Annotated in this window: 4 protein-coding genes, 2 tRNA genes and 2 rRNA genes (1 of these 8 running past the window's edge); 3 read left to right on the top strand and 5 right to left on the bottom strand. The window is 61.0% G+C overall.

What is annotated here, in order from left to right:
- The 4 genes from WN73_RS07735 to WN73_RS07720 form a co-directional block, all read right to left on the bottom strand.
- A 23S ribosomal RNA gene (locus tag WN73_RS07735) occupies nucleotides 1-1,252 on the bottom strand; it reaches 1,622 nt to the left of the window's first position.
- Between the two features lie 396 nt (nucleotides 1,253-1,648).
- A tRNA-Ala gene (locus WN73_RS07730) sits at nucleotides 1,649-1,724 on the bottom strand.
- Between the two features lie 33 nt (nucleotides 1,725-1,757).
- A tRNA-Ile gene (locus tag WN73_RS07725) sits at nucleotides 1,758-1,834 on the bottom strand.
- A gap of 226 nt (nucleotides 1,835-2,060) precedes the next feature.
- Nucleotides 2,061-3,549, bottom strand: a 16S ribosomal RNA gene (locus WN73_RS07720).
- Together the 16S and 23S rRNA genes with 2 tRNA genes alongside form the textbook arrangement of a ribosomal RNA operon.
- Nucleotides 3,550-4,563: 1,014 nt before the next feature.
- Here WN73_RS07720 and WN73_RS07715 point away from each other — a divergent pair.
- From WN73_RS07715 to WN73_RS07705, 3 genes are all read left to right on the top strand, one after another.
- Nucleotides 4,564-6,618, top strand: a complete 2,055-nt coding sequence (locus WN73_RS07715; RefSeq protein ID WP_038965357.1) for a M23 family metallopeptidase — start codon at nucleotides 4,564-4,566, stop codon at nucleotides 6,616-6,618.
- A gap of 154 nt (nucleotides 6,619-6,772) precedes the next feature.
- A complete protein-coding gene (locus WN73_RS07710) occupies nucleotides 6,773-8,404 on the top strand; it encodes a hypothetical protein (RefSeq protein ID WP_271552238.1) in 1,632 nt (543 codons plus the stop codon).
- 89 nt (nucleotides 8,405-8,493) lie between these two features.
- Nucleotides 8,494-8,760: a hypothetical protein gene (locus WN73_RS07705; RefSeq protein ID WP_271552236.1), complete on the top strand. Its 267-nt coding sequence runs from the start codon at nucleotides 8,494-8,496 to the stop codon at nucleotides 8,758-8,760.
- Between the two features lie 75 nt (nucleotides 8,761-8,835).
- Here WN73_RS07705 and clpB read toward each other — a convergent pair whose 3' ends face one another.
- Nucleotides 8,836-11,475, bottom strand: a complete 2,640-nt coding sequence (clpB, locus tag WN73_RS07700) for an ATP-dependent chaperone ClpB (protein WP_271552235.1) — start codon at nucleotides 11,473-11,475, stop codon at nucleotides 8,836-8,838.
- Nucleotides 11,476-11,655 lie beyond the last annotated feature (180 nt).

The raw sequence follows: 11,655 nt of genomic DNA, 5'->3' as shown, positions 1-11,655 counted from the left end.
CCCGTTACATCTTCGGCGCAGAAACCCTTATTTAGACCAGTGAGCTGTTACGCTTTCTTTAAAGGATGGCTGCTTCTAAGCCAACCTCCTGGTTGTTTTGGGATTTCCACATCCTTTCCCACTTAGCCACGAATTAGGGGCCTTAGCTGTAGGTCCGGGTTGTTTCCCTCTCCACGACGGACGTTAGCACCCGCCGTGTGACTCCCGGATAGTACTCTCAGGTATTCGGAGTTTGGTTGGGTTTGGTAAGACGGTAAGTCCCCCTAGCCCATCCAGTGCTCTACCCCCTGAGGTATTCATCCGAGGCGATACCTAAATATCTTTCGCGGAGAACCAGCTATTTCCCAGTTTGATTGGCCTTTCACCCCTAACCACAAGTCATCGGAGCCTTTTTCAACAGGCACCCGTTCGGTCCTCCAGTGAGTGTTACCTCACCTTCAACCTGCTCATGGCTAGATCACTAGGTTTCGGGTCTAATACAACGAACTTGACGCCCTATTCAGACTCGCTTTCGCTACGCCTTCGCCTATCGGCTTAAGCTTGCTCGTTAAATTAAGTCGCTGGCCCATAATACAAAAGGTACGATGTCACCCAGAACGAATCTTGGGCTCCATCTGTTTGTAGGTGTCCGGTTTCAGGTCTATTTCACTCCCCTCGTCGGGGTGCTTTTCACCTTTCCCTCACGGTACTGGTTCACTATCGGTCGCTGAGGAGTACTTAGGCTTGGAGGGTGGTCCCCCCGCGTTCAGACAGGATTGCACGTGTCCCGCCTTACTCGTGGATACATCATCGCATTACTCGTACGGGGCTATCACCCTCTGAGGCCCAGCTTTCCTGACTGGTTCCGATTGTCTTTGATGTATCACTGGCCTGGTCCGCGTTCGCTCGCCACTACTAACGGAGTCTCTGTTGATGTCCTTTCCTCCAGGTACTTAGATGTTTCAGTTCCCTGGGTTTGCTTGAAACCTCCTATGTATTCAGAAGTCTCATACCTTCTCTTGATAACCGGAAATCCAAAACCTCTTCGATCGAAATCTAAAGGCCTAGGCATCTTCCATCATCTGGTCGAACCCCACACCGATGTCTTTCGACAAAGGTCTTGGAGTTCCGGCTATCGAAGGTGGGTTTCCCCATTCGGAAATCCGCGGATCAAAGCTTCTTCGCAGCTCCCCACGGCTTATCGCAGCGTAGCACGTCCTTCATCGCCTCTCAGCGCCAAGGCATCCACCGAACACCCTTAAGGCACTTGATTGCTCTCATTATCAATGTCCACACACTCGGCAGAATGTTGTCTGCAGAACTGCCTTGCGGCACGCGCCCTCGATGAACGCTATCTGCAGCCGGACAATGATTAGAAAGACCAGCTTGCTTCGTAAGATCGTTCCGATAGCGAGGCGGTCAAGCTTCGCTAAAAGGATCATTTACAACTCGCCCGTCTTTCAAGTTTGACCTTGAAGGACGCGTGAGCGCCGAAATGATCCGGAGATAATGAAGTATCGCGCAGAAATCCTCTGCACGATCCAACTCGGATCGATCTCCTCTTTACGATGTCAGAAATCACGCAGCCTGCTGTCCATCCGGACTAGCAAGTGCGAAGTGATGTTTCGCGGACGATTTAGGTGCACGATCAGTCGATGATCAAACCATCTGGTGGAGCCAGACGGGATCGAACCGACGACCTCATGCTTGCAAAGCACGCGCTCTCCCAGCTGAGCTATGGCCCCGTAACCAGAAGACGAATGCTCACTCGATGAAAGTGGTGGGCCTGGGAAGACTTGAACTTCCGACCTCACGCTTATCAAGCGCGCGCTCTAACCAACTGAGCTACAAGCCCCTAACGCTATCCTATCAAGGACTAGGGTCTTGGCGTGCAGCAACCGGCGACTAGCGCCAAATGCAATCGCACAGCGCAGCCCCGGCGCGTGTTCGTCCGCGAAGAAAGAGAAACGAAGACGGCGAAATCCCGCCAATGCAGCTCAACAATCCTGACGACTGTTGGCCACTGATGTTTCTAAAACGATCCGATAGTGAGCCGAAGCTCGCTGAAGGATCATCCTTAGAAAGGAGGTGATCCAGCCGCAGGTTCCCCTACGGCTACCTTGTTACGACTTCACCCCAGTCGCTGACCCTACCGTGGCCGGCTGCCTCCATTGCTGGTTAGCGCACCGTCTTCAGGTAAAGCCAACTCCCATGGTGTGACGGGCGGTGTGTACAAGGCCCGGGAACGTATTCACCGTGGCGTGCTGATCCACGATTACTAGCGATTCCAACTTCATGGGCTCGAGTTGCAGAGCCCAATCCGAACTGAGACGGCTTTTTGAGATTTGCGAAGGGTCGCCCCTTAGCATCCCATTGTCACCGCCATTGTAGCACGTGTGTAGCCCAGCCCGTAAGGGCCATGAGGACTTGACGTCATCCCCACCTTCCTCGCGGCTTATCACCGGCAGTCTCCTTAGAGTGCTCAACTAAATGGTAGCAACTAAGGACGGGGGTTGCGCTCGTTGCGGGACTTAACCCAACATCTCACGACACGAGCTGACGACAGCCATGCAGCACCTGTGTTCCAGGCTCCGAAGAGAAGGTCACATCTCTGCGACCGGTCCTGGACATGTCAAGGGCTGGTAAGGTTCTGCGCGTTGCGTCGAATTAAACCACATGCTCCACCGCTTGTGCGGGCCCCCGTCAATTCCTTTGAGTTTTAATCTTGCGACCGTACTCCCCAGGCGGAATGCTTAAAGCGTTAGCTGCGCCACTAGTGAGTAAACCCACTAACGGCTGGCATTCATCGTTTACGGCGTGGACTACCAGGGTATCTAATCCTGTTTGCTCCCCACGCTTTCGTGCCTCAGCGTCAGTATCGGGCCAGTGAGCCGCCTTCGCCACTGGTGTTCTTGCGAATATCTACGAATTTCACCTCTACACTCGCAGTTCCACTCACCTCTCCCGAACTCAAGATCTTCAGTATCAAAGGCAGTTCTGGAGTTGAGCTCCAGGATTTCACCCCTGACTTAAAGACCCGCCTACGCACCCTTTACGCCCAGTGATTCCGAGCAACGCTAGCCCCCTTCGTATTACCGCGGCTGCTGGCACGAAGTTAGCCGGGGCTTATTCTTGCGGTACCGTCATTATCTTCCCGCACAAAAGAGCTTTACAACCCTAGGGCCTTCATCACTCACGCGGCATGGCTGGATCAGGGTTGCCCCCATTGTCCAATATTCCCCACTGCTGCCTCCCGTAGGAGTTTGGGCCGTGTCTCAGTCCCAATGTGGCTGATCATCCTCTCAGACCAGCTACTGATCGTCGCCTTGGTAGGCCGTTACCCTACCAACTAGCTAATCAGACGCGGGCCGATCTTTCGGCGATAAATCTTTCCCCGTAAGGGCTTATCCGGTATTAGCACAAGTTTCCCTGTGTTGTTCCGAACCAAAAGGTACGTTCCCACGCGTTACTCACCCGTCTGCCGCTGACGTATTGCTACGCCCGCTCGACTTGCATGTGTTAAGCCTGCCGCCAGCGTTCGCTCTGAGCCAGGATCAAACTCTCAAGTTGGACTTGAACTTTGAACCGGCTGATCACAACGTTTGACGAGGTCCCACCATTTTTCATCGACCGAAATCGACGAGCTGCCTGCGATTCACATCGCTGGCAACGATGGTGTTTCCTTTAAAACGTGTACCGCCGAAGTCTTTCGTCCGGTCTCGATCAGAAAAGCCGAAGCTTTTCAGAGCCGAGACCCGCAAGGACTCCGCCGTCCACGTTTCTCTTTCTTCATCTTCACTTGTCAAACAGCCCGGGACCGGAGAGGCCCCAACCTTCCTGAGAGGAAGGGTTCCGACACCCTTACCGACGATGGATGAACTCCAACCGACTGGTGTCGGCTGTTGTGTCACTCAACAAGGTGAGGAGCATCAGTGGCGCGTTCGCTCGCCTTGGTCAGTGACCCGGCGGCGCCGCGCTCAGTGGTTGGGGTTATAGGCCCCACCTTCCGGGCTGTCAACGCCAATCGTCAACAAATCGTCGCACAGTGGATTGTTGAAAAAAAATCCAGTGATTCCAGTCGATTAGAGAGGGCATGAGCGCGCCGACCGCGGCCGCGCCGCAAAAAATCTCAAAAAAAGTTTGCGCCCCAGGGAGCTCCGGAAGGGCTTCGGAGGGGCTCCGGAAGCGGCTTCGGGCGCCCTCCCCGGACGGGCTCGGCCGGTCGCCCCTTCAGGAAACTTTTTCCATATTAGGCGCCGTACTAGAGCCACAATCCCGCGGCGTTCTGATAAGAGACAAGCTTGAATCGCGGGGATGCCAGTGGGGGCTGCCGGCGGTTTGCGTGGGGTCAGAGGAAGGCGATCATACCGATGAAGCGGCCTTCTTCAGACATTCGAGAGACATCGAGAGATCTTTTTCCGCTTAGCTGTTCGTAATTTCGGCCGGCCCGTCATCAGGGCCTTCTGACCGCGAGCGCCTGTGCGGCTTGCCGTTTCCTGCGATGCCCCTCCAAGAGGGCGACCAGGGAGGGGCTCGAAACCGGGCTGGTATGGGCCTCTTGGGTCGTTGATTGGGGGACTTGGGTTGAACCACAGGACGTCACGCGGCGCTTACGGGCGTGAGACCGGGATCATCGATCTCGGCCACGAGCCGCCGCTTTCCGTCGATGGTTCCGAAGCCGCCGTCATCGACCGCCGTCGTGTTTCGGTCCAATGGTTCAGCGGGACAATTCTGACCGGACTTTGCGGCGCAGCCCTGATCGGCGGCGCCGTTTTCGCTTCGCTCGACGGCGAGATGACCTTCGCCAAGGTGCCGGAGCGGGTCGAAGGCGCGCTGCGTGGCGCGTTTGGCGCAGCTGATCGCGCCGCCACGCTGCACAAGAGCGACCGCCTGCCGCCACCGAACGAATCCACCGCATCGCGCAACATCGTGCGCGTCTCCACGGTGGCCCGCGTCGGCAATCGCGACGTGATGCGGGTGCGTCCCTTCGTCCGGATCGCCGGCAATCTGTCGATGACGACGAGCGACCTGTCGGCGAAAATTCCGCCGTTCAACGCCCAGCGCCTTCTCACCGACGTCGGCTCCGATCCGAAAACCGCCGCCGACGATCCCAACAACCCCGAAGCGGTCGAACCCGACGCCGAGGTCTCCTTCGTCACCAAGGACCTGTCGCCGGTGCTGCCGAAGGCCAAGATTTCCGCGGTGGTGGCGCTCGACGACATCCTGATGCGGGTCCGCGATGCCGCTAACTGGCGCGGCAATGGCGGGGTGCGCTACGCCTCGCTCGCCAATGCCACCGCCGACGTTTCCGGCGCGTCCGACATGAAGATGGCCTACGCCACCGAAGTGTCGCCGTCGGATCCCTATGCCGGCTTCGAGACGCGCGTGGTGCCAGAAAACGTCACGCTGCTGCCGAAGACCAAGGAGCAGATCACCGGCGGCAATCCCAACGGCGAGCGCGTCCATCTGGTCAAGAAGGGCGACAGCGTCGCCTCCGTCCTGCGCGATCTCGGCGCCACAGCGGACGAGATCAAGGCGATCGCCGCGACACTCGGCCCGCGCGGCCGCGACGGCGGCCTGAAGGAAGGCGAGAAGCTCCGCATCCTGATGGCGCCCGCAAGCCCCGGCGCCCGGCTCCAGCCCTATCGCGTCGTGGTTGCAAACGACACCATGGTCGAGGCGATCGCGGCGCTGTCCGACCTCGGCAAATACGTCGCGGTCGACGTCTCCAGCATGAACACCGTCGCTGATGCCACGGCCAACGCCAACAGCGACGACGATGACGACGATGACGGCACCGGCGTGCGGCTCTACCAAAGCATCTACGAGACCGCGATGCGCAACAAAGTGCCGATGCCGGTCATCGACGACATGATCAAGATCTACTCCTACGACGTCGATTTCCAGCGCAAGGTGCAGCCTGGCGATTCCTTCGACGTGTTCTACGCCGGCGAAGACGAGGGCGTGACGTCGAACGAAAAGAACGACGTTCTGTTCGCTTCCCTCACGGTCGGCGGCGAGACCAAGAAATACTACCGCTACCAGAGCCCCGACGACGGCGTCGTCGACTACTACGACGAGAGCGGCAAGAGCGCGAAGAAGTTCCTGGTCAGGAAGCCCGTCAACAACGCCATCATGCGCTCCGGCTTCGGCGGCCGCCGCCATCCGATCCTCGGCTATGTGAAGATGCACACCGGCGTCGACTGGGCCACCGCCTACGGCACGCCGATCTTCGCCTCCGGCAACGGCGTGATCGAGAAGGCCGGCACTGAGGGCGGATACGGCAAATACATCCGCATCAAGCACAACAACGGGTACGAGACGGCCTATGGCCACATGTCGGCCTTCGCCAAGGGCATGGAAGCCGGCAAGAAGGTCCGCCAGGGCCAGGTCATCGGCTTCGTCGGCTCGACCGGCGCGTCGACCGGTCCGCACGTGCACTACGAAATCCTCGTGAACGGCCGCTTCGTCGATCCGCTGCGCGTGAAACTGCCGCGCGGCCGTTCGCTGGAAGGCCCGATGCTGGCCGGCTTCGAGAAGGAGCGCGACCGGCTCGACGGCATGATGAGCGGCCGGGGCGGCGCCATCGCCCGTATCTCGGATGCGACCGGCGGACCGTTGCAGGTCACCAACCGGTAGGCCGGCAACCGGCCGACATCGACCGGACATCTTCACCAACACGGTTGAATGGGACGCTTTCGAAGCGACGCCGCTTTACGGCGACACAACGTCAAGTTTCGTTTGCCAAAGCCGGATGACGGGCGAATACTTTCCAAAAATGGGAGGTCACGCCATGAAGAGCAGGCTTGCCTGCACAGCCGTCATTGCTGCGATTTTCTGCACCACGAGCGCGTCAGCCCAGAAATTACCGGAGACTTGGGAGGTCACGAAACTCGTCCCCGGCTCGGCGTTCCATGGCGTGCATGGGCTCGGGATCGACAAGGCCGGCCATCTGTTTGCCGGCAGCGTCGCCGGCGCCATGCTCTACGAGGTGGATATCGCTAGCGGTACCGCCAAGGTTGCAATCCCGGCTCCGATCGGAATGGCCGACGACATCGCATTCGCGCCCGACGGCACCATGGCCTGGACCGGCTTCCTGGCCGGCGATCTCTATTCGCGCAAGGGCGACGGCCCGATCAAGAAGCTCGCCTCCGGCCTTCCCGGCATCAATTCGCTGGCCTTCCGCAAGGACGGCAGGCTCTACGCCACGACGGTCTTCCTCGGCGACACGCTCTACGAGATCGACGTCGAAGGCGTCAAACCGCCGCGTCAGATCATGGAGAAGATGGGCGGCCTCAACGGCTTCGAGTTCGGTCCCGACGACAAGCTCTACGGCCCGCTCTGGTTCAAGGGACAGGTCGCCAAGGTCGACGTCGACAGGGCCGAGCTGACGGTGGTTGCCGACGGCTTCAAGGTCCCGGCCGCGGTGAATTTCGATTCCAAGGGCAATCTGTGGGTGGTCGACACCGCGCTCGGCCAGCTCGTTCGGGTCGATCCCAAGTCGGGCGCCAAGACCATGGTCGCGCAGCTGAAGCCGTCGCTGGACAACCTCGCGATCGACGAGAAGGACCGCATCTACGTCTCCAACATGGCCGACAACGGTATCCAGGAGGTCGATCCGGCCAGCGGCCAGGCCAAGCAAATCATCATCGGCAAGCTCGCGTTGCCCGGCGGCATCGGCGTCACCTCGGAGAATGGCAAGGATACGATCCACGTCGCCGACGTGTTCGCCTATCGCACCGTGGACGGTACGACCGGCGAGGTCACCGAGAAGGCGCGCATGCACGCCGCCGGCGTCACGCTCGAATATCCGATGAGCGCCACGGCAAAGGGCAACGACGTGATCCTGTCGAGCTGGTTCACCGGCACGGTGCAGGTGATCGACAACAAGACCGGCGCGACGCGCGACATGCTGCATGACTTCAAGGCGCCGCATGATGCGATCGTGCTCGAGGACGGCAGCATCCTGGTGGCCGAGCTCGGCACCAAATCGCTGGTCCGCGCCAGCGGCGAGCACGGCAAGGATCGCACCACGCTGATCGGCGACCTCGAGGGTCCGGTGGGGCTCGTCGCCGGATCGCATGGCGACGTCTATGTCACCGAGGCCTTCGCGGGTGTCGTGTCCAAGATCGAGCAAAACGGCGAGAAGACCGTGCTCGCCAAGGAGTTGAAGATGCCCGAGGGCCTCGCGCGCACCAGCGACGGCAAGCTGATCGTGGCGGAAGTCGGCGCCAGGCGGCTGATCGAGATCACGCCGGAGGACGGCAAGATCACCGAGATCGCGGCCGATCTCCCGATCGGCCTTGCGGGCGCACCCGGCGGCCTGCCCACCCACATCCCGACCGGCGTCGCCATCGGCGCCACCGGCGTCATCTATTTTTCCTCCGACATCGAGAATGCGATCTACAAGGCGGTGAAGAAGTAGCGTCTGCCAGCGGGATCCGGCTGCGGGGGAACCGGCGCGCGGGTTCCCGGTTAGAGGCTAACGGGACCGACCAGCAGGAGGATCGCCCCATGACGCGCCTCTCACGCGACGATGTCGTCAAGGCCGTGGATCGAGCCGACGAGGTCACCATTGCCCAGATTATCGGGACCGGCGCGACCGTCGAGGAGCTCGCCGAAGCCCAGGCCTGGCTCGCCAATGACGAGCCGTTGATCAACGATTTGCGACCGCTGGCGCAGGGACGGGTGCGCGAGCTGGTCGATATCCTGTCCGAGCTTGAAGAAGACGACGACGAGGCCGGACCGGCCGAGCCCGGCTCCGCGTCCGCCGTCGGCTAGGATCAGCCCAAAACAATTCGCCCCGGAGAAGTGAACCTCTCCGGGGCGATCTGCCGTTTCAGGCAGCGATGACGCTCAGTTCAACTTCCGCTTCGACGCCGGCGCCTCGAACTGGGCGATCTCCGCGGTTTGCGGGGCCTTGCCGTTGAAGGTCAGCACGTTGCCTTCGGACGAGATCGCGACGTTGTCGCCGTCCTTGACGTCGCCGGCCAGGATCATCTCGGCGAGCGGGTCCTGGAGGTAGCGCTGGATCACCCGCTTGAGCGGCCGTGCGCCGTAGGCGGGATCCCAGCCCTTGGCGGCGAGCCAGTCGCGGGCCGCGCCGTCGAGCGTCAGCACGATCTTGCGATCGGTCAGCAGCTTCTGCAGCCGGGCGAACTGGATCTCGACGATCCGGCCCATCTCGCTCCGCTGCAAGCGGTGGAACAGGATGATCTCGTCGACGCGGTTGAGGAATTCCGGGCGGAAATGTCCCCGCACCATTCCCATCACCTGCTCGCGCACGGCCGACGTGTCTTCGCCCTCGGGTTGATTCACCAAGAACTCCGAACCGAGGTTCGAGGTCATGATGATCAGCGTGTTGCGGAAATCGACGGTGCGGCCCTGGCCATCGGTCAGGCGGCCGTCGTCGAGCACCTGCAACAGGACGTTGAAGACGTCAGGATGCGCCTTCTCGATCTCGTCGAACAGCACGACCTGGTAGGGCCGGCGCCGCACCGCTTCGGTGAGCGCGCCGCCCTCGTCATAGCCGACATAGCCCGGAGGCGCGCCGATCAGCCGCGAGACCGAATGCTTCTCCATGTACTCGGACATGTCGAGGCGGACCATCGCGGTCTCGTCGTTGAACAGGTACTCCGCGAGCGCCTTGGTCAGCTCGGTCTTGCCGACGCCGGTGGGGCCTAAGAACATGAACGAGCCCATCGGCCGATTCGGATCCTGGAGACCCGCGCGGGAGCGGCGCACGGCCGTTGCGACCGCATGAACGGCTTCGGCCTGGCCGACGACGCGCTTGCCGAGGGAGTCCTCCATCTTCAGCAACTTGTCCTTCTCGCCCTCCAGCATCTTGTCGACGGGCACGCCGGTCCAGCGCGAGACCACCTGCGCGATGTGGTTGGCGGTGACCGCCTCCTCCATCATCTCGCCGGAGTTCTCCTTGGCCTCGATGTCCGCAAGCTGCCGTTCGAGCTCGGGGATCCGGCCATAGGCTAGCTCGCCGGCACGCTGGAATTCGCCGCGGCGCTGGGCATTGGCGAGCTCGACACGCAAGCCGTCGAGCTCGGCCTTGAGCTTCTGCGCATCGGAGAGCTTGTTCTTCTCCGCGCTCCAGCGCGCCGTCAACGACGCGGATTTTTCCTCGAGCTCGACGAGTTCCTTTTCAAGCGTCTGCAGGCGGCTCTTCGAACCGGCGTCGCTCTCCTTCTTCAATGCTTCCTGTTCGATCTTCAGCCGGATGATTTCCCGATCCATCGAATCGAGCTCTTCCGGCTTGGAATCGACCTGCATCTTCAGGCGCGCGGCGGCCTCGTCCATGAGGTCGATCGCCTTGTCGGGCAGGAAGCGGTCGGTGATGTAGCGGTTGGACAACGTCGCGGAGGCAACAAGCGCGGAATCGGTGATCCGCACGCCATGGTGCTGCTCGTACTTGTCCTTCAGGCCGCGCAGGATCGAGATGGTGTCCTCGACCGAGGGCTCGCTGACGAAGATCGGCTGGAAGCGCCGCGCCAACGCCGCATCCTTCTCGACATGTTTCTGGTACTCGTCGAGCGTGGTCGCGCCGATGCAGTGCAGCTCGCCGCGGGCGAGCGCCGGCTTCAGCAGGTTCGATGCGTCCATCGCGCCGTCGCCCTTGCCTGCCCCGATCAGCGTGTGCATCTCGTCGATGAACAGGATGAAGGTGCCCTCGCTCCCGGTCACCTCCTGGAGCACGGCCTTCAGCCGTTCCTCGAACTCGCCGCGGTATTTCGCGCCGGCGATCAGTGCGCCCAAGTCGAGCGAGAGCAGCTTCTTGTCCTTCAGGCTCTCCGGCACGTCACCGTTGACGATGCGCAGCGCGAGGCCCTCGGCGATGGCGGTCTTGCCGACGCCGGGCTCACCGATCAGGACGGGATTGTTCTTGGTCCGGCGCGAGAGCACCTGGATGGTGCGGCGGATCTCCTCGTCGCGGCCGATGACCGGGTCGAGCTTGCCGTCGCGCGCGGCCTGGGTCAGGTCGCGGGCATATTTCTTCAGCGCGTCATAGGCGTTCTCGGCGGTCGCCGAGTCGGCCGTGCGGCCCTTGCGCAGGGCCTCGATCGCCGCGTTGAGGTTTTGCGGGGTGACACCACCCTTGCTGAGGATCGTGCCGGCCTCGCTGGTCTTCTCCAGCGTGAGGCCGAGCAGCAGCCGCTCGACGGTGACAAAACTGTCGCCGGCCTTCTCGCCGGCCTTTTCGGCGGCATCGAAGGTGCGCGCGAGCTCGGGCGCCAGATAGATCTGCCCGGCGCCGCCGCCGGAGACCTTCGGCACCTTGTTCAGGGCGTCCTCGGTCGCCTTCAAAATTGCGCGGGAATTGCCGCCGGCACGGTCGATCAGACCGGCAGCGAGCCCCTCATTGTCGTCCAGCAGCACCTTCAGGACGTGCAGGGTCGAAAACTGCTGGTGCCCCTCGCGCACCGCAAGCGACTGCGCGGACTGGATGAAGCCCCTGGAGCGTTCGGTATACTTCTCGATGTTCATCTTTTCTTTCCCTCGGCCTGCCCATGGAGCCCTCTAAGGCACTCCAAACGGCATCTTCATTGGGTTTCCGATTACCGCATTGACGTTTCTCAACCGGTAACGGTCGTTATTTACCGACGCTGCCGCCGGCCTGAGGCAGATGTGGGATGCGGGCTGCGGGAGCGAAAGAGGCGTCTTCAC

This window comes from Bradyrhizobium sp. CCBAU 45394 (assembly GCF_028128655.1).
In the GTDB taxonomy this organism is placed as follows: Bacteria; Pseudomonadota; Alphaproteobacteria; order Rhizobiales; family Xanthobacteraceae; genus Bradyrhizobium; species Bradyrhizobium diazoefficiens.
The sequence above is the reverse complement of the archived record's forward strand: the minus strand, read 5'-3'. Positions and strand labels throughout refer to the sequence as shown.

Bases quoted from the DNA above. Each gene is read 5' to 3' on its own strand.
- WN73_RS07710 (WP_271552238.1), top strand. From the start codon at position 6,773: ATGAAGAGCAGGCTTGCCTGCACAGCCGTCATTGCTGCGATTTTCTGC.
- WN73_RS07705 (WP_271552236.1), top strand. From the start codon at position 8,494: ATGACGCGCCTCTCACGCGACGATGTCGTCAAGGCCGTGGATCGAGCC.
- clpB (WP_271552235.1), bottom strand. From the start codon at position 11,475: ATGAACATCGAGAAGTATACCGAACGCTCCAGGGGCTTCATCCAGTCC.